General features: G+C 58.3%; 23 protein-coding genes and 1 pseudogene. 17 read left to right on the forward strand and 7 right to left on the reverse strand.

Annotated features, from left to right (window positions below):
• Positions 1-10 precede the first annotated feature (10 nt).
• Positions 11-1582, forward strand: a complete 1572-nt coding sequence (gene garD, locus WM95_RS22665) for a galactarate dehydratase (RefSeq protein ID WP_045888054.1) — start codon at positions 11-13, stop codon at positions 1580-1582.
• A gap of 492 nt (positions 1583-2074) precedes the next feature.
• Here garD and WM95_RS22675 read toward each other — a convergent pair whose 3' ends face one another.
• On the reverse strand, positions 2075-2878 hold the full coding sequence (locus tag WM95_RS22675) for a DeoR family transcriptional regulator (protein WP_045355424.1): 804 nt from the start codon (positions 2876-2878) through the stop codon (positions 2075-2077).
• 252 nt (positions 2879-3130) lie between these two features.
• Here WM95_RS22675 and kbaZ point away from each other — a divergent pair, with 252 nt between their 5' ends.
• The 9 genes and pseudogenes from kbaZ (at position 3131) to WM95_RS22725 (ending at position 12349) form a co-directional block, all read left to right on the forward strand.
• Complete coding sequence (gene kbaZ / locus WM95_RS22685; RefSeq protein WP_231106844.1) at positions 3131-4426, forward strand: tagatose-bisphosphate aldolase subunit KbaZ; 1296 nt, start codon at positions 3131-3133, stop codon at positions 4424-4426.
• A 20-nt stretch (positions 4427-4446) separates the two neighbouring features.
• Entirely contained in the window at positions 4447-4920 is a 474-nt protein-coding gene (gene agaV, locus WM95_RS22690) for a PTS N-acetylgalactosamine transporter subunit IIB (RefSeq protein ID WP_063409599.1), read from the forward strand.
• Positions 4921-4930: 10 nt separating this feature from the next.
• Complete coding sequence (gene agaW, locus WM95_RS22695; protein WP_023309308.1) at positions 4931-5710, forward strand: PTS N-acetylgalactosamine transporter subunit IIC; 780 nt, start codon at positions 4931-4933, stop codon at positions 5708-5710.
• On the forward strand, positions 5700-6578 hold the full coding sequence (agaE, locus tag WM95_RS22700; protein ID WP_045355422.1) for a PTS N-acetylgalactosamine transporter subunit IID: 879 nt from the start codon (positions 5700-5702) through the stop codon (positions 6576-6578). The genes agaW and agaE overlap by 11 nt, the downstream gene beginning before the upstream one ends.
• Positions 6579-6594: 16 nt before the next feature.
• Positions 6595-7029: a PTS galactosamine/N-acetylgalactosamine transporter subunit IIA gene (agaF, locus tag WM95_RS22705; RefSeq protein ID WP_045355421.1), complete on the forward strand. Its 435-nt coding sequence runs from the start codon at positions 6595-6597 to the stop codon at positions 7027-7029.
• Positions 7026-8159, forward strand: coding sequence for an N-acetylglucosamine-6-phosphate deacetylase (nagA, locus tag WM95_RS22710; protein WP_063409211.1), 1134 nt, complete (start codon positions 7026-7028; stop codon positions 8157-8159). The genes agaF and nagA overlap by 4 nt, the downstream gene beginning before the upstream one ends.
• A 246-nt stretch (positions 8160-8405) precedes the next feature.
• Entirely contained in the window at positions 8406-9554 is a 1149-nt protein-coding gene (locus WM95_RS22715; RefSeq protein ID WP_063409210.1) for an SIS domain-containing protein, read from the forward strand.
• A gap of 12 nt (positions 9555-9566) precedes the next feature.
• On the forward strand, positions 9567-10439 hold the full coding sequence (kbaY, locus tag WM95_RS22720) for a tagatose-bisphosphate aldolase subunit KbaY (RefSeq protein ID WP_063409209.1): 873 nt from the start codon (positions 9567-9569) through the stop codon (positions 10437-10439).
• Positions 10440-10459: 20 nt separating this feature from the next.
• Positions 10460-12349 (forward strand): annotated as a pseudogene (locus tag WM95_RS22725) (enterotoxin).
• 67 nt (positions 12350-12416) lie between these two features.
• Here the strand turns inward: WM95_RS22725 and rsmI are convergent.
• Positions 12417-13280 (reverse strand): 16S rRNA (cytidine(1402)-2'-O)-methyltransferase, encoded by an 864-nt coding sequence (gene rsmI, locus WM95_RS22730; RefSeq protein WP_063409208.1) that lies wholly within the window; start codon positions 13278-13280, stop codon positions 12417-12419.
• Positions 13281-13342: 62 nt separating this feature from the next.
• On the opposite strand from rsmI, the gene WM95_RS22740 reads away from it, so the two are divergent.
• From WM95_RS22740 to dolP, 4 genes are read left to right on the forward strand one after another with little or no spacing between them, the layout of a single operon-like run.
• On the forward strand, positions 13343-15505 hold the full coding sequence (locus tag WM95_RS22740) for a penicillin-binding protein activator (protein WP_063409207.1): 2163 nt from the start codon (positions 13343-13345) through the stop codon (positions 15503-15505).
• On the forward strand, positions 15463-15858 hold the full coding sequence (locus WM95_RS22745; protein WP_063409206.1) for a YraN family protein: 396 nt from the start codon (positions 15463-15465) through the stop codon (positions 15856-15858). Before WM95_RS22740 ends, WM95_RS22745 begins: the two co-directional genes overlap by 43 nt.
• Positions 15859-15879: 21 nt before the next feature.
• On the forward strand, positions 15880-16470 hold the full coding sequence (gene diaA, locus WM95_RS22750; protein ID WP_003861754.1) for a DnaA initiator-associating protein DiaA: 591 nt from the start codon (positions 15880-15882) through the stop codon (positions 16468-16470).
• A 9-nt stretch (positions 16471-16479) separates the two neighbouring features.
• A complete protein-coding gene (dolP, locus tag WM95_RS22755; protein ID WP_063409205.1) occupies positions 16480-17055 on the forward strand; it encodes a division/outer membrane stress-associated lipid-binding lipoprotein in 576 nt (191 codons plus the stop codon).
• Positions 17056-17124: 69 nt separating this feature from the next.
• On the opposite strand, the gene WM95_RS22760 is transcribed toward dolP, so the two are convergent.
• Together WM95_RS22760 and WM95_RS22765 are read right to left on the reverse strand one after the other, a co-directional pair.
• On the reverse strand, positions 17125-18162 hold the full coding sequence (locus tag WM95_RS22760) for a permease (protein ID WP_063409204.1): 1038 nt from the start codon (positions 18160-18162) through the stop codon (positions 17125-17127).
• A 40-nt stretch (positions 18163-18202) separates the two neighbouring features.
• Positions 18203-18847 (reverse strand): NAD(P)H-binding protein, encoded by a 645-nt coding sequence (locus tag WM95_RS22765; RefSeq protein ID WP_023309320.1) that lies wholly within the window; start codon positions 18845-18847, stop codon positions 18203-18205.
• 128 nt (positions 18848-18975) lie between these two features.
• Between WM95_RS22765 and WM95_RS22770 the strand changes: the two genes are divergently transcribed.
• On the forward strand, positions 18976-19494 hold the full coding sequence (locus tag WM95_RS22770; protein WP_063409203.1) for a type 1 glutamine amidotransferase domain-containing protein: 519 nt from the start codon (positions 18976-18978) through the stop codon (positions 19492-19494).
• Here WM95_RS22770 and WM95_RS22775 read toward each other — a convergent pair.
• Positions 19474-19908: a YhbP family protein gene (locus WM95_RS22775; RefSeq protein WP_023309322.1), complete on the reverse strand. Its 435-nt coding sequence runs from the start codon at positions 19906-19908 to the stop codon at positions 19474-19476. The two genes, WM95_RS22770 and WM95_RS22775, sit on opposite strands and share 21 nt — an antisense overlap.
• A gap of 14 nt (positions 19909-19922) precedes the next feature.
• Between WM95_RS22775 and WM95_RS22780 the strand changes: the two genes are divergently transcribed.
• Complete coding sequence (locus WM95_RS22780) at positions 19923-20252, forward strand: GIY-YIG nuclease family protein (RefSeq protein WP_063409202.1); 330 nt, start codon at positions 19923-19925, stop codon at positions 20250-20252.
• Here WM95_RS22780 and WM95_RS22785 read toward each other — a convergent pair.
• Both WM95_RS22785 and ubiT read right to left on the reverse strand, forming a co-directional pair.
• A complete protein-coding gene (locus WM95_RS22785) occupies positions 20239-20742 on the reverse strand; it encodes a GNAT family N-acetyltransferase (RefSeq protein WP_023309324.1) in 504 nt (167 codons plus the stop codon). The genes WM95_RS22780 and WM95_RS22785 overlap by 14 nt on opposite strands.
• On the reverse strand, positions 20736-21260 hold the full coding sequence (ubiT, locus tag WM95_RS22790) for a ubiquinone anaerobic biosynthesis accessory factor UbiT (RefSeq protein ID WP_059445472.1): 525 nt from the start codon (positions 21258-21260) through the stop codon (positions 20736-20738). Before ubiT ends, WM95_RS22785 begins: the two co-directional genes overlap by 7 nt.
• Positions 21261-21471: 211 nt before the next feature.
• On the opposite strand from ubiT, the gene ubiU reads away from it, so the two are divergent.
• A complete protein-coding gene (gene ubiU / locus WM95_RS22795) occupies positions 21472-22467 on the forward strand; it encodes a ubiquinone anaerobic biosynthesis protein UbiU (RefSeq protein WP_023309326.1) in 996 nt (331 codons plus the stop codon).
• The last annotated feature ends 2 nt before the right edge of the window (positions 22468-22469 follow it).

Consider the following 22469-nt stretch of genomic DNA (forward strand, 5'->3'; position numbering starts at 1 on the left):
ATATTGAACAATGGCCGACATTGAAATTCGACAGGCATCGCCGACGGCGTTTTATATAAAAGTCCACGACACCGATAATGTGGCGATTATTGTCAACGACAATGGCTTAAAAGCGGGCACCCGCTTCCCGGACGGGCTGGAACTGATTGAGCATATTCCGCAGGGACATAAAGTCGCCCTGGTGGATATCCCTGCTAACAGCGAAATCGTACGTTACGGTGAAGTCATCGGTTATGCCGTTCGCTCTATACCACAGGGGAGCTGGGTTGAGGAGTCGCTGGTGGCGCTGCCGGAAGCGCCGCCGCTAAACACGCTTCCGCTGGCGACTCGCGTACCGGAACCGCTTCCTCCGCTGGAGGGCTATACCTTCGAAGGCTACCGCAACGCGGACGGCAGCGTCGGCACCAAGAATCTGCTCGGCATTACCACCAGCGTGCACTGCGTGGCGGGTGTGGTGGACTACGTGGTGAAAATCATCGAACGCGATCTGCTGCCGAAATACCCGAACGTCGACGGCGTGGTTGGCCTGAACCACCTCTACGGCTGCGGCGTGGCGATTAACGCCCCCGCTGCCGTAGTGCCTATCCGTACCATCCACAATATCGCCCTGAACCCAAACTTTGGCGGCGAGGTGATGGTCATCGGTCTGGGGTGTGAAAAATTGCAGCCAGAGCGCCTGCTGCAGGGCACCGAAGATGTGAAAGCCATTCCCGCAGACGAGGCCAGCATCGTGCGCCTGCAGGATGAACGCCACGTGGGTTTCCGCTCAATGGTCGACGATATCCTGCAGGTGGCTGAACGCCATCTGGACAAGCTCAACAAGCGCCAGCGCGAAACCTGCCCGGCGTCTGATTTGGTAGTGGGAACACAGTGCGGCGGCAGCGATGCCTTCTCCGGCGTGACGGCCAACCCGGCGGTGGGCTATGCGTCCGATCTGCTTGTTCGCTGCGGCGCCACGGTGATGTTCTCCGAGGTGACCGAAGTGCGTGACGCCATCCATCTGCTCACGCCACGCGCCGTTAATGAAGAGGTCGGCAAGCGCCTGCTCGAGGAAATGGCCTGGTACGATAGCTATCTCGATATGGGCAAAACCGACCGCAGCGCCAATCCCTCACCGGGGAACAAAAAAGGCGGCCTGGCCAACGTAGTGGAAAAAGCCCTCGGGTCGATTGCCAAATCCGGCCAGAGCGCGATTGTGGAAGTGCTCTCTCCGGGCCAGCGCCCGACGAAACGCGGCCTGATCTACGCGGCAACGCCGGCCAGCGATTTCGTCTGCGGCACGCAGCAGGTGGCATCCGGCATTACGGTGCAGGTCTTTACCACCGGGCGCGGCACGCCGTACGGCCTGATGGCGGTACCGGTGATCAAGATGGCGACCCGCACCGAGCTGGCAAACCGCTGGTATGACTTAATGGATATCAACGCGGGCACTATCGCCACCGGGGAAGAGAGCATTGAGGACGTGGGCTGGAAACTGTTCCACTTCATTCTGGATGTCGCCAGCGGGCGGAAGAAAACCTTCTCGGATCAATGGGGATTACATAATCAGCTGGCGGTGTTCAACCCGGCACCGGTGACGTGATTCATATTCCCAACCGCACCGAACGGTCCTCTCTCCCTGTGAGAGAGGGAGCCCCAGTAATTTCTCAACCCGAAGCGATGAATGTTGCTTCAGGAAAATGAATCAATTGCAGCAACGCCCTGGTCCGGCTGTAAATCGCTGAGGCGTTTCCTGCAGGCCGGGGCGAGGCGCAGGGATGCGCCGAGAGGGCGGGCTTTACATGGACGTTGCCTCCGCCCGTACCCGACAAGCCGGAAGGAATAAGCCGAGGGCACCGCGAAGCGGCGATTTACCGCCGGGAGCCCGGGTCGCCAGGGCGGCGGCGACTGAGCCGCCATGGCACGTTCACAGGTCATGTCGTTACAGAGTAGCAAGGAACATAAAGTGAACGGAATGACCACCAGAGCCGTATATTCCCCTCACCCCAGCCCTCTCCCTCAGGGAGAGGGGGTCGTCCGTGCTGGCATTATTTTAGGGGGAACCCTCAGCCCACAGGAAGAGGGGAAAGCCTCCTTAAACCAGCACCACCTCAATCCCGCTTTTTCGGAGCCCGTCCAGGCTCTCCGCCGGAATGCCTTCATCGACAATAATCATATCAATCCTTTGCGTATCAATGATTTTATGCAGACTTGAGCGGTTAAATTTGCTGGAGTCCGTGACAACGATAATACGCTCCGCAACCTCGCACATTTTGCGGTTCAGTCGTGCTTCGTCTTCGTTATGCGTACTTACGCCGCGGTCGAGATCGATGGCGTCAACGCCGAGGAACAGCAGGTCAAAATGGTAATTCTGTAGCGACTGTTCTGCCTGGTCACCGTAGAAGGATTGCGACTGACGGCGCAGGTGCCCGCCGGTCATCAGCAATTCCACCCCTTCCGCTTCCAGCAACGCATTCGCCACGTTCATCCCGTTGGTCATCGCAATCACGTCCGTGTGCTGGCGCAGCATGCGGGCGATTTCATACGTCGTGGTGCCGGAGTCCAGAATAATACGGTGCCCGGGTTTAACCAGCGCGGCAGCGGCCTGCGCGATACTGCGCTTCACCGCCGTATTCAGCGAGCTTTTATCCTCCACGGAAGGCTCAGCGCCCGGTACATTGCCTTCGCAAATCAAAGCCCCGCCGTAGGCGCGAACGGCAATACCCTGCTTCTCCAGAAACGCCAGGTCGTTGCGGATCGTCACCGTCGATACGCCGTACAGATGAGACAGATCGTTAACCTGCACGCTTCCCTGCGCCCGCAACCGCTGAATGATCTGCTCTCGCCTTTCACTGGTGCCGGTGATGCGCTTTTCCGCGGATGAATCGGTGCTGCTCATACGAGCTCCTTAATAAATAGTCTTTCGTTTCATTTCGTTTTGCCTATTAAGGCCTTTCTTTTTCGGGAATGCAAGTCCCGCCTTACGTACAGACGCAAGCCAACACTGCGCTGAAACCTTTCATTATGTTTCTTTTGTGAAACAGATCGGAAAACTATTATCTTTCGTTTTATTTTTATATCACCATGATGCATGGATTAAATGAAACAAAACGAAAGACAAGTGTCATTACCATCCGAAATGGAGAGGAAAGTGAAACATCTGACAGAAATGGTGGAACAACATAAACGAGGGAATTCGAACGGGATCTATGCCGTCTGCTCCGCACATCCGCTGGTACTTGAAGCTGCCATTCGTTACGCGCATTCGCATCAGACGCCGCTGCTGATCGAGGCGACCTCCAACCAGGTGGATCAATTTGGCGGCTATACCGGCATGACGCCTGCGGATTTTCACGCGTTTGTCTGCCGGCTGGCCGAGTCGCTCGGTTTTCCGACGTCACAGCTGATCCTCGGCGGCGATCATCTGGGCCCTAACCGCTGGCAAAATCTCCCTGCGGAACAGGCGATGGCAAATGCCGACGATCTGATCAAAAGCTATGTTTCCGCCGGATTCAAAAAGATCCACCTGGACTGCAGCATGTCCTGCGAGGACGACCCGGTTCCCCTGACCGACGAGCTCGTCGCCGGACGCGCCGCACGCCTGGCGAAAATTGCCGAAGCGACCTGTCGCGAGCAGTTTGGTGAATCCGATCTGGTCTACGTTATCGGCACGGAAGTGCCGGTTCCCGGCGGCGCGCACGAGACGCTCACCGAACTTGCCGTCACCACGCCGGATGCGGCCCGCGCCACGCTTGAAGCGCACCGCCACGCGTTCGAAAAGGAAGGCTTAAGCGACATCTGGCCGCGCATTATTGGCCTGGTGGTCCAGCCTGGCGTGGAGTTCGACCACGCGCACGTCTGCGACTATCAGCCGCAGAAAGCCGTGGCCCTGAGCAAAATGGTTGAAGCCTACGATACGCTGGTGTTTGAAGCGCATTCCACCGACTACCAGACGCCGCAGGCGCTGCGCCAGCTGGTTAACGATCACTTTGCGATTCTAAAAGTTGGCCCCGCCCTGACCTTCGCCCTGCGCGAGGCGCTGTTCTCGCTGGCCGCCATTGAAGAGGAGCTGCTGCCGGCAAAAGCCAGCTCCGGCCTGCGTCACGTGCTGGAAAACGTCATGCTCGACCGCCCGGAATACTGGCAAAGCCATTACCACGGTGACGGCAACGCGCGTCGCCTGGCGCGCGGCTACAGCTACTCTGACCGCGTGCGCTACTACTGGCCGGACAGCCAGATCGACGACGCCTTTGCACGGCTGGTGCGTAACCTGGCAGACGAGCCTGTTCCCCTGCCGCTGATCAGCCAGTACCTGCCGCTGCAGTACAGCAAAGTTCGCGAGGGCGCTCTCAAGTCAACGCCACGGGAACTCATCATCGACCACATTCAGGACATACTCCAGCAGTACCACGCCGCCTGCGAAGGCGTAACGACTCAAGACGCATAATTAAAAAAGAGGAAAACGCTATGCCAAACATTGTCTTATGCCGCATCGACGAACGCCTGATCCACGGTCAGGTGGGCGTGCAGTGGGTGGGGTTTGCGGGGGCAAACCTGGTGCTGGTCGCTAATGACGAGGTCGCTGAGGATCCGGTTCAACAGAACCTGATGGAAATGGTGCTCGCGGAAGGGATCGCCGTGCGCTTCTGGTCGCTGCAAAAGGTCATCGACAACATTCACCGCGCCGCTGACCGCCAGAAAATCCTGCTGGTCTGCAAATCACCTGCCGATTTTCTGAAGCTGGTCGAGGGCGGCGTGCCCATCACCCGTATTAACGTCGGAAATATGCACTACGCCAGTGGCAAACAACAAATTGCCAAAACGGTCTCTGTCGACGCGAACGATATTGAAGCGTTCAACGGCCTGAAAGCGGCCGGTGTGGAATGCTTCGTTCAGGGCGTTCCAACAGAAACTGCTTTGGATCTCTTTAAACTGCTCTGAGGGATTCACAATGGAAATCAGTCTGTTGCAGGCGCTGGGGTTGGGCATACTCGCCTTTATCGCCGGTCTGGATATGTTTAACGGGTTAACGCACATGCACCGCCCTGTGGTACTCGGGCCGCTGGTCGGCCTGATTCTGGGCGATCTGCACACCGGCATTTTGACCGGCGGTACGTTAGAGCTGGTCTGGATGGGGCTGGCCCCGCTCGCCGGTGCCCAGCCGCCTAACGTCATTATCGGCACCATCGTGGGGACCGCGTTTGCCATCAGCACCGGCGTGAAGCCAGAAGTCGCGGTTGGCGTCGCCGTGCCGTTTGCCGTTGCGGTGCAGATGGGGATTACGTTCCTCTTCTCGGTGATGTCCGGCGTCATGTCGCGCTGCGATCGCATGGCGGCCAATGCAGACACCAACGGAATTGAACGGGTTAACTATCTTGCGCTGCTGGCGCTCGGCATCTTCTATTTTCTGTGCGCGTTCCTGCCAATCTACTTCGGTGCGGAACATGCGAAAACCGCCATTGACGTTCTGCCAGCGCGTCTGATTGACGGCCTCGGCGTCGCGGGCGGCATCATGCCAGCCATCGGCTTCGCCGTGCTGCTGAAAATCATGATGAAAAACGTCTACATCCCTTACTTCATTATTGGTTTTGTCGCCGCCGCCTGGCTCAAGCTTCCGGTGCTGGCGATTGCGGCGGCCGCGCTGGCGATGGCGCTGATCGACCTGATGCGTAAATCACCTGAACCGACGGCTCCCGCGGCCCAGAAAGAGGAATTCGAAGATGGCATCTAACCACACCACCCTGCCGGGCGTGTCTGAAAGCGAAGAGACGCTGCTGACCGGCGTGAATGAAAACGTCTACGAAGACCAGAACATCGGTGCCGAGCTGACGAAAAAGGATATCAACCGCGTGGCCTGGCGTTCCATGCTGCTGCAGGCCTCGTTTAACTACGAACGTATGCAGGCCTCCGGCTGGCTGTACGGGCTGCTGCCCGCGTTGAAAAAGATCCACACCAACAAGCGGGACCTGGCGCGGGCGATGAAAGGCCATATGGGCTTCTTTAACACCCACCCGTTCCTGGTGACCTTTGTTATCGGCATCATTCTGGCGATGGAGCGATCCAAGCAGGATGTGAACAGCATCCAGAGCACCAAAATTGCCGTCGGCGCGCCGCTTGGCGGTATTGGCGATGCCATGTTCTGGCTGACCCTGCTGCCCATCTGCGGCGGTATTGGTGCCAGCCTGGCGCTGCAGGGTTCGATTCTGGGCGCGGTGGTCTTTATCGTGCTGTTTAACGTGGTACACCTCGGCCTGCGCTTTGGCCTGGCGCACTACGCTTACCGGATGGGCGTCGCGGCCATTCCGCTGATTAAAGCCAACACCAAAAAGGTCGGCCACGCGGCGTCTATCGTCGGGATGACGGTGATTGGCGCGCTGGTGGCAACCTACGTCCGCCTCAATACCACGCTCGAAATCAAGGCGGGTGATGCGGTCGTCAAACTGCAGGCCGACGTCATCGACAAGCTGATGCCCGCGTTCCTGCCGCTGGTCTACACCCTGACCATGTTCTGGCTGGTACGCCGCGGCTGGAGCCCGCTGCGGCTGATCGGTATCACCGTGCTGCTGGGCGTTGTCGGTAAATTCTGTCACTTCCTGTAAAAGTAAAGAGGTCGCGATGTTAGGCATTATTTTGACGGGTCACGGCGGTTTTGCCAGCGGACTTGAGCAGGCGATGAAGCAGATCCTGGGCGAACAGCCGCAGTTTATTGCCATCGATTTTCCGGAAACCTCCACCACCGCGCGGCTGACCGCTCAGCTTGAGCAGGCAGTGAGTGAACTCGATGCAGAGCACGATATTGTGTTTCTCACCGACCTGCTCGGCGGCACGCCGTTTCGCGTGGCATCGACGCTCGCCATGCAACGGCCGGGCAGTGAAGTCATCACCGGCACCAACCTGCAGTTGCTGCTGGAGATGGTGCTGGAGCGCGACGGATTAAGCAGCGAGGCGTTTCGTCTGCAGGCGCTGGAGTGCGGGCACCGCGGCCTGACGAGCCTGGTCGACGAGCTGGGGCGCTGTCGCGAGGAAGCTCCGGCTGAGGAAGGGATATGAGCCAGCTGCTGCGCGCGCGACGGATCCTTACCGAACAGGGCTGGCTGGACGACCACCAGCTACGCATTGAAAGCGGCGCGGTTGCGGCGATTGAACCCATCCCGGCGGGCGTTACGGCGCGCGATGCGGAGCTGCTTTGCCCGGCGTATATCGATACGCACGTCCACGGCGGCGCGGGCGTGGACGTCATGGATGATGCGCCTGACGTGCTGGACACTCTGGCGATGCATAAAGCGCGTGAAGGCGTGGGCGCATTTCTGCCCACCACCGTGACCGCGCCGATGGAAGCCATCCACAGCGCACTGATGCGTATCGCCCGGCGCAGTCAGTCCGGCGGCCCCGGCGCGCAGATCCTGGGCAGTTATCTGGAAGGACCGTACTTTACGCCCCAGAACAAAGGGGCGCATCCGCCCGAGCTGTTCCGGGAGCTGGATATCGCCGAGCTGGACAGGCTGATTGACGTTTCACAGGGCACGCTACGGGTGGTGGCGCTCGCGCCGGAAAAACCCGGCGCGCTGCAGGCGATTCATCATCTTAAACAGCGCGGTATCCGCGTCATGCTGGGCCACAGCGCTGCTACGTACCGGCAAACTCTCGCCGCGTTTGATGCGGGTGCCGACGGGCTGGTGCACTGCTACAACGGTATGATGGGTTTGCACCACAGAGAGCCCGGCATGGTCGGCGCAGGGCTGACGGACAAACGGGCGTGGCTGGAGCTGATTGCCGACGGCCACCACGTCCATCCGGGAGCGATGCGTTTATGCTGCTGCTGCGCTCAGGATCGCGTGGTGCTGATTACCGATGCCATGCAGGCGGCAGGTATGCCGGACGGTCGGTATACCCTGTGCGGTGAAGAGGTCACGATGCAAAACGGCGTGGTTCGAACCGGCTCCGGCGGGCTGGCGGGCAGTACGCTGTCGCTGGATGCCGCGGTCAGGAATATGGTGATGTATGCGGGCGTAACAGCCGAAGAGGCGATCCATATGGCCTCGCTGCACCCTGCCCGGCTGCTGGGCGTTGACGATCAGCTTGGATCCTTAGCCCCGGGCAAACGCGCCAATATTATTGCGCTGGACGGGGGTTTACACCTCCAGCGGATCTGGATTCAGGGCCAGGCTCTCCCCCTTTAGCCCTTTCATTGTGTCTCCTTTTGGCTTTACGGCCTGAAACCGTAAGGCCTTTCTTTTCCTTTCCTTAAATTTTACCTTTCCTTTCACGATCACACTTTTCGTTTTATTTCTTTTCTTTCATTGAAGTTTCGATTTCTTTTCTATAGATTTTATTTAACTGCTTAAGTGAACAAGTGAAACGAAACGAAAGATAGCGACACGATTGCCAGCGTCTGATGTGGAATTCACACGACTAAGGACTGAGTTATGCAACAAACCACTACCGCCACCACAACCGGCACCTGGACCGAGGAAGAGATCCGCCAGCAGCCTGCCAGCTGGATCCGCTCGCTCAACAACATCGATAACCTGCGTGCTTCGATCGACAGTTTCCTGACGCCGCTGCTGCGCAAGCGCGATCTGCGGATCGTCCTGACCGGCGCGGGCACGTCCGCCTTTATCGGCGATATCATTGCGCCATGGCTTTCAAGCCACACCGGGAAAAACTTCACCGCCGTCCCGACAACCGATCTGGTCACGAACCCGATGGACTACTTCAGCCCTGGGCACCCGCTGCTGCTGGTTTCGTTTGCCCGCTCCGGCAACAGTCCGGAAAGCGTCGCGGCCGTTGAGCTGGCAAACCAGTTCGTGCCGGAGTGCTATCACCTGTCCATTACCTGCAACGAGGCGGGGAGCCTGTACCAGAACGCCGTCGACAGCGATAACGCCTTTGCCCTGCTGATGCCTGCCGAAACGCACGATCGCGGGTTCGCGATGACCAGCAGCATCACCACCATGATGGCGAGCTGTCTGGCCGTGCTCGCCCCGGAAACGATCAATAGCCACACCTTCCGCGACGTCGCCGATCGCTGTCAGGCGATCCTCGCCTCGCTCGGGGATTTCAGCCACGGCGTCTTTGGCAGCGAACCGTGGAAACGGATCGTGTATCTGGGAAGCGGCGGCCTGCAGGGCGCGGCGCGCGAATCGGCGCTGAAGGTGCTGGAGCTGACGGCGGGCAAGCTGGCGGCATTTTACGACTCCCCTACGGGCTTCCGTCACGGGCCGAAGTCGCTGGTAGACAATGAAACGCTGGTGGTGGTGTTCATCTCCAGCCATCCATATACGCGTCAGTACGATCTGGATCTGCTGGCCGAGCTGCGCCGCGATCGCCAGGCCCTGCGCGTCGTCGCCATCGCCGCTGAAAACGATCCGGTCATTGAAGCGGGTCCGCACATTCTGCTGCCGCCTTCACGTCCGTTTATCGATATGGAACAGGCGTTCTGCTTCCTGATGTATGCCCAGGTCTTTGCGCTCACCCAGTCGCTTAGCGCAGGCATTACGCCCGATACGCCATCGGCCAGCGGGACGGTCAACCGCGTGGTGCAGGGCGTCGTTATTCATCCGTGGCAGGCTTAAGAGGATCTGATTATGAGTATTATCTCGACGAAATATCTTCTGCAGGACGCGCAGGCAAAAGGCTACGCCGTTCCGGCGTTCAACATCCACAACGCGGAGACGATCCAGGCGATCCTCGAAGCGTGCAGCGAAATGCGATCGCCGGTGATCCTCGCGGGCACGCCGGGCACCTTTAAGCATATTGCGCTGGAAGAGATCTACGCCCTGTGCAGCGCGTACTCCCACACCTACGACATGCCGCTGGCGCTGCACCTCGATCACCACGAATCGCTGGACGATATTCGCCGCAAGGTCAACGCGGGCGTGCGCAGCGCGATGATCGACGGCAGCCACTACCCGTTTGACCAAAACGTGAAGCTGGTGAAGTCGGTGGTCGATTTCTGCCACCTCAACGACTGCAGCGTCGAGGCCGAGCTGGGCCGTCTGGGCGGCATGGAAGATGACATGAGCGTGGACGCGGAAAGCGCATTCCTCACCGATCCGCAGGAGGCGAAACGCTTCGTCGAACTGACCGGCGTAGACAGCCTCGCCGTCGCCATCGGCACCGCCCACGGCCTGTATACCAAGCGCCCGAAAATCGACTTCCAGCGGCTGGCGGAAATCCGCGAAGTGGTCACCGTGCCGCTGGTGCTGCACGGCGCGAGCGATGTGCCGGATGAGTTTGTTCGCCGCACCATTGAGCTGGGCGTGTGCAAAGTCAACGTGGCGACCGAGCTGAAAATTGCTTTCTCTGACGCGGTTAAGGCCTGGTTTGCCGAAAACCCGCAGGGCAACGATCCGCGCTTCTATATGCGGGTCGGCATGGACGCCATGAAAGAGGTGGTCAGAAGCAAGATCGCCGTTTGCGGCTCGGCAAACCGATTGCTGCTTCCGGCAGAAGCCTGATTAAAAAGGAGCTTACGCTGATGAAAAAAATCCTCGCACTCTCAGTGCTGGCCATGTGCGTTTCCCATAGCGCGGTGGCCGCGAACTACGCGCTCGGTAACGACAATATTGCTCTGTCATTTGATGATGCAAACTCAACGGTAGTGGTTAAGGACACCAGGGCTAACCATCCGCTCACGCCGCAGGAGCTGTTCTTTCTGACGCTGCCGGACGAGACGAAAATCCACACCGCTGATTTTAAAATCAAGCATGTCGAAAAGCAGGACAGCGGCTTGGTCATCGATTTCACCCATCCGGGCTTTAACGTAACGGTGAATCTGAACCTGGTGAAGGGGAAATACGCCAGCATCGACTACACCGTTGCCGCCGTTGGTCAGCCGCGAGACGTGGCAAAAATTACCTTCTTCCCGACCAAAAAGCAGGCTCAGGCACCTTACGTAGACGGGGCGATTAACAGCTCGCCGATCGTCGCAGACTCGTTCTTTATTCTGCCGGACAAGCCCATCGTTAACACTTACGCCTATGAAGCGACCACCAATCTCAACGTAGAGCTGAAAACGCCGATTCAGCCAGAGTCGCCGGTCAGCTTTACCACCTGGTTCGGCACCTTCCCGGAGACCAGCCAGCTGCGCCGCAGCGTAAACCAGTTTATTGATGCCGTCCGCCCGCGTCCGTATAAGCCTTATTTACACTACAACAGCTGGATGGATATCGGCTTCTTTACCCCGTACTCCGAGCAGGACGTGCTGGGGCGGATGGATGAATGGAATAAGGAATTTATCACCGGGCGCGGCGTGGCGCTGGATGCGTTCCTGCTTGACGATGGCTGGGATGACCTGACCGGACGCTGGCTGTTTGGCCCGGCATTCAGCAACGGTTTTAGCAAAGTTCGGGAAAAAGCCGACAGCATGCACAGCTCCGTTGGACTGTGGCTCTCGCCGTGGGGTGGATATAACAAACCGCGCGACACTCGCGTCTCGCATGCAAAAGAGTACGGTTTCGAAACGGTAGACGGGAAGCTGGCGCTGTCAGGCCCAAACTATTTTAAAAACTTCAATGAGCAGATCGTTAAGCTAATTAAAAACGAGCACATTACCTCGTTCAAGCTGGACGGGATGGGTAATGCCAATTCGCATATTAAGGGCAGCCCGTTCGCCTCGGATTTTGACGCCTCTATCGCTCTGCTGCACAACATGCGCAGCGCCAACCCGAATCTGTTTATTAACCTGACGACAGGTACCAACGCCAGCCCGTCCTGGCTGTTCTACGCTGATTCCATCTGGCGCCAGGGCGATGACATCAACCTGTACGGTCCCGGCACGCCGGTGCAGCAGTGGATGACCTACCGCGATGCGGAAACGTACCGCTCCATTGTTCGCAAAGGGCCGCTGTTCCCGTTGAACTCGCTGATGTACCACGGGATCGTTAGCGCGGAAAACGCCTATTACGGGCTGGAGAAGGTGCAAACGGACAGCGACTTTGCCGATCAGGTCTGGAGCTACTTCGCCACCGGAACCCAGCTGCAGGAGCTGTATATCACCCCTTAAATGCTGAATAAGGCGAAGTGGGACACCCTGGCGCGGGCCGCGAAGTGGTCGCGGGGAAACGCCGGCGTGCTGGTGGATACACACTGGATTGGTGGCGATCCAACCGCGCTGCAGGTTTACGGCTGGGCATCCTGGAGCAAGGACAAAGCGATTCTCGGCTTGCGTAACCCGTCGGATAAGCCGCAAAGCTACTACCTGGATTTAACAAAAGATTTTGAAATCCCGACAGGAAACGCGGCGCAGTTTCGTCTGAAAGCGGTGTACGGCAGTAATTCAACCGTACCGGAGGAGTATAAAAACGCGGTGGTGATTACGCTGCAGCCGCTGGAAACGCTGGTGTTTGAGGCGGTGCCAGTTAGCTAAAAGACGCATAACGATCTGCAGGCCGGGTTAGGCGCAGCCGCCACCCGGCAAAACAGGCGGCAGGGGCTTACTCCCCCTGCTGCTCCAGCGCATGCTTATACAGCGCATTTTTCTTCACGCCGTGAATTTCCGCCGCCAGCGCAGCGGCCTTCTTCAGCGGCAGTTCCGCCTGCAGCAGCGCCAGCGTGCGCAGCGCGTCGGCTGGCAGCGCGTCTTCCTGCGGCTTATGCCCTTCGACAATCAGCACCATTTCGCCCTTGCGGCGGTTTTCGTCTTCCTTCACCCACGCCAGCAGTTCACCCACTGGGGCACCGTGAATGGTTTCCCAGGTTTTGGTCAGCTCGCGCGCCAGCACCACGTAGCGGGCTTCTCCCCACACGGTTACCATATCTTCCAGGCTCTCCAGCAGGCGGTGCGTGGATTCGTAGAAAATCAGGGTGCGCGGTTCCGCTTCCAGATCTTTTAACACGTCACGGCGGCCTTTGGATTTAGCAGGCAGGAAGCCTTCATAGCAGAAACGGTCAGACGGCAGACCCGCCGCGCTCAGCGCAGCAATGGCAGCGCACGGCCCCGGCAGCGGCACAACGCGAATACCGGCTTCACGACAGGTACGCACCAGGTGATAGCCGGGATCGTTGATCAGCGGCGTACCGGCATCGGAGACCAGGGCAATGTTCTGTCCCTCTTTCAGCTTCGCCACCAGCGTTTCGGCTTTTTGTTGCTCATTGTGATCGTGCAGAGCAAACAAACGGGCATTAATCGCGAAATGTTGCAGCAGCAGGCCGGTGTGGCGGGTATCTTCAGCAGCAATTAAATCAACAGCTTGCAGTACGGTGAGCGCACGTTGGGTAATATCAGACAAATTCCCGATAGGAGTAGGTACAATATAAAGCTGGCCTTGAGAATTATCTGCCGTTTCGTGTTGTTTCATTGTTTCGTCCGTATTGCCGATTTAATATTGAGCATTGCGTAAAAAAAATCACTGGATACAGTATGGTACCGTTAACGTTTCTTCGAAAAAAAGCCACGCGCAGCGTGCCGCTTCTGCTGGCAGCCCTGATCTTTGCAGGCTGTGGCACCCAGGCACCTGACCAGAGCACCGCCCATCTTCAGGGTTCTGCTCAGGCTGATTCTGGCTTTTATCTGCAACAAATGTCGCAGAGTTCAAATGATACCAAGACCAACTGGCAATTACTCGCCATTCGTGCACTGCTGAAAGAGGGTAAAACCCAGCAGGCAGCCGAACTGTTTAACCAGTTGCCAAAAGATCTTAACGACGCCCAGCGTCGTGAGCAGAGCCTGCTCTCTGCCGAGCTGAAGGTCGCGCTGAAAGATTACGCCGCCGCGAAGAAGATCCTCGGGGATATTGACGTGAGCGCGCTGGATAACAATCAGCAGGCTCGCTTCTGGCAGGCGGGCATTACCGCGGAGCAGGGGCGCCCTTCCCTGACGCTGCTCCGCGCCCTCGTCGCGCAAGAGCCGCTGCTCGGCGGTGCCGACAAGCAGAAAAATATCGATGCCACCTGGCAAGCGCTTGCCTCGATGACCCAGGAACAGGCGCAGGCGCTGGTCATCAACGCCGATGAAAACGTCCTTCAGGGCTGGCTGGATCTGCAGCAGATGTGGTTTAACAACCGCAGCGATCCAAAGATGCTGAAAGCCGGTATTACGGACTGGCAGACGCGCTACCCGCAAAACCCGGGTGCGAAAATGCTGCCAACCCAACTGGTGAACGTGCAAAACTTTAAGCCAGCGTCCACCAGCAAAATCGCTCTGCTTCTGCCGCTCAACGGCCAGGCGGCGGTGTTTGGCCGTACTATTCAGCAGGGCTTTGAAGCCGCGAAAAACGGTACCACCTCGGTAACCGGCAGCGCGGTTCCCGCGCAGGCGGCCCAGGCGGCTAACGTGAATGATGTGGTCAGCCCGTCCGCAGCGGAGACCAGCGACCTGACCACGGCGCAAGCGCCGGCGCAGGGTACGATGCAAAATCCTGTGACGGCCCCGACGACGCCTCCAGCTGAAGCTGCACCGGCTACAGCAGCACCTGCGGCCCAGGCTCCGGCCGAGACGCAAACGGCGCCAGCTCCTGCCACGACAGCAGAACAGCCTCAACAGCAGCCTGCACAACCCGCGGCTCAACCTGCCGCGCAGCCGCAGGCCGTGGCAACCACCAGCGCCAACCCGGGCGCTGAATTGAAAATCTACGACACCAGCTCGCAGCCGCTTGACCAGGTGCTGGCGCAGGTACAGCAGGACGGGGCGAGCATCGTTGTCGGTCCGCTGCTGAAGAACAACGTGGAAGAGCTGATGAAGAGCAATACCACGCTGAACGTGCTGGCGCTCAACCAGCCAGAGCAGGTTCAGAACCGGGCCAATATCTGCTACTTCGCGCTCTCTCCAGAAGATGAAGCCCGCGATGCGGCGCGTCATATTCACGAGCAGGGTAAGCAGGCTCCGCTGCTGCTCATCCCACGCAGCACGCTGGGCGATCGCGTGGCCAATGCCTTTGCCGATGAGTGGCAGAAGCTGGGCGGCGGCGTGGTGCTGCAGCAGAAATTCGGTTCCGTCTCTGAACTGCGCGCAGGCGTCAACGGCGGGGCGGGTATCGCACTTAACGGTAGCCCGGTCACCGCGAGCCTGCCACAGCAGCAGGGCGTGACGATTGGCGGCCTGACGATCCCTGCGCCGCCAACCGACGCGCAGATTAGCGGTGGCGGTAAAGTGGATGCGGCCTATATCGTTGCCACGCCGCAGGAGATCGCCTTTATCAAACCGATGATTGCGATGCGTAACGGCAGCCAGAGCGGCGCAACGCTCTACGCCAGCTCCCGCAGCGCACAGGGCACCGCAGGCCCGGATTTCCGTCTGGAAATGGACGGTCTGCAGTACAGCGAAATCCCGATGCTGGCCGGCAGCAATCCATCCCTGATGCAGCAGGCGCTGAGCGCGGTGCGTAACGATTACTCTCTGGCGCGTCTGTATGCGATGGGGGTTGATGCGTGGGCGCTGGCAAACCACTTTACCCAGATGCGTCAGGTGCCGGGCTTCGAGCTTAACGGCAACACCGGCGATCTGACCGCGACCCAGGATTGTGTGATTAACAGGAAGTTATCATGGCTCAAATACCAGCAGGGGCAGATCGTCCCGGCCAGTTAAGCCGTAAAGAGACCGGCGATGCGTGGGAGTTAAAGGCGCGTCGCTGGCTTGAAGGCAAAGGACTGCGCTTTATCGCCGCTAACGTCCGCGGGCGCGGCGGCGAAATCGACCTGATCATGAAAGACGGTCAGGTCATCGTGTTTGTAGAAGTCCGCTTTCGACAGTCCTCCCGTTTTGGCGGTGCTGCCGCCAGCGTGACGCTCGCCAAACAACATAAATTATTACAGACTGCCCACTTGTGGCTTGCCCGCCATAATGGGAGCTTTGATACTGTGGATTGCCGGTTCGATGTGATAGCCTTCACCGGAAATGAGATCGAATGGCTTAAAAACGCTTTTGGCGAAGACGCATAATTAAGATTTAAAAGGGATAACGTGCTCGAAAGAATTAAAGTGTGCTTCACAGAAAGCATCCAGACTCAGATTGCCGCGGCGGAAGCCCTTCCGGATGCTATCTCGCGTGCCGCAATGACGCTGGTGCAATCCCTGCTTAATGGCAACAAAATCCTCTGTTGTGGCAACGGCACGTCAGCCGCCAACGCACAGCATTTTGCTGCCAGCATGATCAATCGCTTTGAAACAGAACGCCCGAGTTTACCCGCCATTGCACTTAATACCGATAATGTGGTCTTAACGGCGATTGCTAACGATCGTCTGCATGACGAAATTTATGCAAAGCAGGTGCGAGCCCTGGGTCACGCCGGAGATGTGCTGCTGGCCATCTCCACGCGCGGCAATAGCCGGGACATTGTCAAAGCCGTTGAAGCCGCCGTCACCCGCGACATGACAATCGTGGCCTTAACCGGCTATGACGGGGGTGAGCTGGCGGGTCTGCTTGGGCCGCAGGATGTGGAAATCCGCATTCCTTCTCACCGGAGCGCGCGTATTCAGGAGATGCATATGCTCACGGTGAACTGCTTATGTGATTTGATCGATAACACGCTTTTCCCTCACCAGGATGATTAAGGAGTTCTTATGAAGGCTTTATCGACCCTCGCAGTCCTTATGTCTGCATTACTGCTTCAGGGATGTATCGCTGCGGCCGTTGTGGGCACCGCTGCAGTGGGCACCAAAGCAGCGACCGATCCGCGCTCCGTGGGGACGCAGGTGGATGACGGTACGCTGGAGCTGCGCGTCAACAGTGCGCTGTCGAAAGACGAACAAATCAAGAAAGAAGCGCGTATCAACGTGACGGCTTATCAGGGCAAAGTGCTGCTGGCAGGCCAGGCGCCGAATCTGGAGCTCGCCTCTCGTGCGAAACAGATTGCGATGGGCGTAGAAGGTACCACAGAGGTGTTTAACGAAGTGCGTCAGGGCAAGCCAATTGGCCTGGGTGACGCCTCTTCCGATACCTGGATCACCACCAAAGTGCGTTCCCAGCTGCTGGGCTCGGACCAGGTGAAATCCTCCAACGTGAAAGTGACGACTGAAAACGGCGAAGTGTTCCTGCTGGGTCTGGTAACGGAGCGTGAAGGGAAAGCGGCGGCCGATATCGCTAGCCGGGTGAGCGGCGTGAAGCACGTCACCACCGCGTTTACTTACATCAAATAAAAAAAATCCCCTCGCTTGAGGGGATTTTTTTGTAGGCCCGGTAAGCGTAGCGCCGCCACCGGGTCTTTTTCACAGAAGCGCAATACTCCCCACCATCACCCCGCTCAATGCCACCAGCCCTGCGGTCAGCCACAGCGCTTTTGCCGGGAACGACTTACGCAGCATGATAAGCGACGGCAGGCTGATCGCCGGCAGCGTAATCAGCAGCGCCAGCGCCGGCGCGGTGCCCATACCGGCCAGCATCATGGTCTGAACAATCGGGATCTCCGCCGCCGTTGGGATCACAAACAGACAGCCTGCAACGGCCATTGCAATGACCCACATCAGCGTGTTGTCGATTGCGCCATCCGCATGCGGGAAGAGCCAGACGCGCGCCGCCCCCAGAACCAGTACCGCCAGGATATAGACCGGGATGGTGCTCCAGAAAAGCTGCCATAGCGCCCTGCCCCAGCGCGCAAAGAATTCCCCCTGCGGCTCGCTGACGTCCAGCTCAACGGCTGCGGGTTCTGCGGCAGTATCCTTCACCAGTTTTTGCACCAGCGTCGCCACCACCAGTACGGTCAGTAGCCCGGCGACCAGACGGATGAACGCAAAATGCCAGCCCAGCACAAAGCCCATAAACACCAGCGTTGCCGGGTTGAGCAGCGGGTTCCCCATCCAGAACGCCAGCGCGCCGCCCATCGACACGCGCTGACGGCGCATACCTGCGGCCACGGGCGCGGCGCAGCAGGAACACATCATGCCCGGCAGCGAGAAAATCGTCCCCAGCAGCGTGCCCTGAAAGCGCGGCTGCCCAAGGGTTTTCACCAGCCAGTTGCGCGGGATAAGCACCTGAATCAGTGACCCCAGGATCACGCCTAAGACGGCGGCCTTCCAGACGGCAAGGAAGTAGACCATGGCGTAGTCCCACGCCGCCTGAAGCGGGCTGGAATCAGCCTGTGCGAGAATAGATTTACCGATGCTGTGCGTTTCGGCGGCGGTGAAGGCTTTGCCGTAGTACGGCTGCCATTTCACGTACCAGAGGCCAACAATGACCACGAGAAAGAAGAGTGCGGGCTTCCACCACTGAACAGGTGTTGCCGCCTGAGATGAAGACTGACCAGTCATAGCATTCCCCGGAGAGTATTAGGTTATTAGCCGGGGGAGTTTACGCCTCGCCCTGAGCGATTTCACGCAGTTTTGCCGAAGGGATAATGTTTACGCCCGCTTTCGACGGGGCCAGCCCCTCTTTTAACATCGCGCGCGCGACGTCCCGTGCCTCGATGGATTTCCAGTTGCCGGGAAGAATGCGAAACAGCGGGGCAAATATCGACTCGTTAAACCGGCGTTCGTCCCGGTGGCCGATCAGCATCGAGGGGCGCACAATCGTCAGCTGCTCCCATTTCTGCGCAATCAGCGCATCCTCCATCTTGCCCTTCACCTTGTTGTAGAAGAAAGGCGACCCGGCACTGGCGCCCAGCGCGCTGACCACCAGAAAATGTTTGGCCCCCAGCTTTTTCGCCGTGAGCGCGGTATCCACCACCAGCGTATAGTCGGCGTGGATAAATGCCTCTTTGCTGCCCGCCTCCCGCCGCGTGGTGCCCAGACAGCAAAAGGCGATATCAATGGGATCCTGCACCTGCGCCAGCGCGTCGGTCAGCTGAGGATCGTGCGGATTAAAGACGCCGGATATGTCCGCCAGCGGTCGACGCGTCGGTGCGGCGATATAGTTCACGCGGCGATCCTGAATCAGCAGCCGCAGCAGATGATCGCCCACTAACCCGGTAGCACCTGTAATCAATACCTGACTCATCTTTTCCCCTTTACAGAATTGTCCGTTTGCGAACTCAGCGTCGTCGACCACACTTAGAAGTCTGTTACGGGTAAGTATTTACCACAAGCGGAGAAAAATCAGTCTGAAGCCAAAACAACGGAGGAAGCATGGTCAAGAAAATCGCAGTCTTGATTACCGACGAGTTTGAAGATTCAGAATTCACCTCTCCAGCAGAGGCGTTCCGCAAGGCGGGACATGAGGTCATCACCATTGAGAAAGAGGCGGGTAAAACGGTGACAGGCCATAAGGGCGAGGCGACCGTAACCATCGATGAGACCATCGATAACGTGAGTCCCTCAGATTTTGACGCCCTGCTGTTACCCGGCGGCCATTCCCCGGATTCCCTGCGCGGGGACGAGCGCTTCGTGACCTTCACCCGGGATTTTGTCTCTACCGGCAAACCGGTCTTTGCCATCTGCCACGGCCCGCAGCTGCTCATCAGCGCAGACGTGGTCCGCGGGCGTAAGCTTACCGCCGTGAAACCGATCGTTATCGATCTGAAAAATGCGGGGGCCGAGTTTTACGATCAGGAGGTGGTCAACGACAAAGACCAGCTGATCACCAGCCGAACCCCGGACGATCTCCCGGCGTTTAACCGCGAAGCGCTACGCCTGCTCGGCGCGTAACCAGTGCAGCTTCTTGCCAAAGCCCAGGGTGTTGTCGGTAAATTTCAGCTCATCGAGGCGGATTTCCCACACCGGGGCTTTTAGCGCAGCGGCAACGGGAAAGCGGCGCGTGTAGAGCTTACGGCGCGCGTCGCTCTCTTCACCATCCAGACGACGGATCTCCCCTTTAAACTGCACGCCGCGGATCAGCGCGACCGTTTTCGGCTGGCCGTTTACCGTCCCCGCCACCTTTGCCTGCTGGCCGGTCATCTGCGCATGCCGCGTTTTGTCTTCGCTCATGACATAAAAAGCCACGCGCTCAGGATCGTAGTAGTAAAACGCATTTGCGCACCACATTTCCCCTTCGTCATAGACGCACCAGGTGACAACATGCTGCTTTGCCAGCCAGCGGTTAATGGCGGCCAGTGTTTCCATTTTCGTTCTCTCTCATGCTATGGTGCGTTCACCTTAACATACTGAATCCGTTTACCGTGTGCTGGTTTCTCTATCTTGTCCGAACCGCTGATAACGCCCTCTACACCGGGATCACCACCGATGTGGCGCGGCGTTTTTTACAACATCAAACGGGGAAAGGGGCAAAAGCGCTGCGGGGGAAAGGGGAATTACAGCTCGCCTTCTCAACGGCAGTCGGCGACCGATCGCTGGCGCTCAGGCTGGAATACCGCATCAAGCAGCTGACGAAGCGCCAGAAAGAGCGCCTCGTGACCGGAGACGGCTCCTTTGAGGCGCTACGCGAGAGCCTGATTAAAAGCGATTGAAATGGTCGTGATACTCGACCAGGCCGTTGACGCCGTTGAGCGCGTCGTCCGCCAGACGGTGGACCTGGAAAGCGGATTCCGTACCCGGCCAGCGACAGCGCAGATCGTAATGCGCGGCCTGCTCAAAGCCTAAACGGCCATAGAACGCCGGATCGCCCAGCGTGACAACGGCGGCATAGCCAAACTCATTGAGCGAATCCAGCCCTTCATAGACCAGCTGGCGCGCCAGACCTTGCCCGCGATAGCTTTCATCTACCGCCAGCGGCGCCATGCCGACCCACTGCAGCTCTTCGCCCTGAACGATGACTGGACTGAAGGCAACATAGCCCACCACCTGACCTTCGTCATCGGTGGCAACCAGCCCCAGCGTAATCAGGCCGTCTTCGCGAAGGTCGTGGACCAGTTGGGCTTCGGCATCGCTCGCAAAGGCGCGGCGTAACAACGCATCGATCCCCGGCGCATCAATCCCAATTTCGACTCGAATCAGCATGGCTCACCTACTGAAGTATGTTTACCGTCCGGCGGGGTTTTCAGCCCGGCCTCAACGAAATCTGCCACTTGCATTAACATCACGCGCAGCCCTTTCGGCATCTGCTCCAGCTCAATGGCATCCATTAAATTCTTCACGTACAGGCCCAGTTCCGTGTCGCCTTCAATCACCAGACGGCGCTGGAAGAAGAGCGTATCCGGATCCTGCTTGCGCGCGGCGATCATCAGCAGATCGCTGGCGTTGGCGCTAAAGCTCACATCCGCGTCGGCGGATTCGCGTACGATCAGCTGGTCATTCTCAACGGAGGTAAACCAGCGCAGCCCGATGTCACGCACCTCAATGCTTAACCAGCGGCCTTCCAGGAACTCCAGCTCGCCGTCCTGCAGCGCCTGGCGGAACTGCCAGCTCAGGACCTGCTCCAGCACCTGGCGTTTTAGCGCGAACGGCGCCAGCTTGACCGGCACGCTCAGCATTGATGGTCCAAATTGTACGAGACGTGAACGCAGTTTATCCAGCACGAGCTTTACTCCCTGATATCTATAGTCCTGCTATTTTGCCATATCCGAAGCACAACATAGCGGCGTAAATCAACAAACCGTCGTCAGCCGTACCTCATTATTGGTGTCATCAATACGCCATTAGCTGCCTTAAATCAAAAATTGTCGCGTATGGGTTAATTAAAATCCCAGCTCGTTAACAATTTTGCGATCGACTACATCAGGATAAATTATGGAGCTGCTCTGCCCAGCCGGAAACCTTCCGGCGCTTAAGGCGGCCATCGAAAATGGGGCCGATGCGGTCTATATCGGGCTGAAGGATGATACCAACGCCCGCCATTTTGCTGGCCTCAACTTTACGGAGAAAAAGCTTCAGGAAGCCGTTAACTTCGTTCACCAGCACCGCCGCAAGCTGCATATCGCCATCAATACCTTTGCTCATCCTGACGGCTATGCCCGCTGGCAGCGCGCGGTGGATATGGCGGCACAGCTGGGTGCCGATGCGCTGATCCTGGCCGACCTCGCCATGCTTGAGTATGCGGCAGAACGCTATCCCCATATTGAGCGCCACGTCTCTGTTCAGGCATCTGCCACCAACGAAGAGGCGGTGCGTTTTTATCATCAACACTTTGACGTGGCCCGCGTGGTGCTGCCGCGCGTACTCTCTATTCATCAGGTTAAGCAACTCGCACGCGTCACGCCAGTGCCGCTGGAAGTTTTTGCCTTTGGCAGCCTGTGCATCATGGCTGAAGGCCGTTGCTATCTTTCCTCTTATTTAACCGGTGAATCGCCGAATACCGTCGGGGCCTGCTCTCCTGCCCGCTTTGTCCGCTGGCAGCAAACCCCACAGGGGCTGGAATCCCGCCTGAATGAGGTGCTGATCGACCGCTACCAGGACGGTGAAAACGCCGGTTATCCAACCCTGTGTAAAGGCCGCTATCTGGTCGACGGCGAGCGCTATCACGCGCTGGAGGAGCCGACCAGCCTCAACACGCTGGAGCTACTGCCGGAACTGCTGGCGGCCAATATTGCCTCGGTGAAAATCGAAGGACGTCAGCGTAGCCCGGCCTACGTGAGCCAGGTAGCGAAAGTGTGGCGTCAGGCCATCGACCGCTGCATGGCGGATCCGCAGAACTACGCTCCACAGCAGGCCTGGATGGAAACGCTTGGTTCGATGTCCGAAGGCACACAAACCACGCTTGGCGCGTATCACCGTAAATGGCAGTGAGA

It is taken from the genome of Enterobacter cloacae complex sp. ECNIH7 (assembly GCF_002208095.1).
Taxonomy (GTDB): domain Bacteria; phylum Pseudomonadota; class Gammaproteobacteria; order Enterobacterales; family Enterobacteriaceae; genus Enterobacter; species Enterobacter cloacae_M.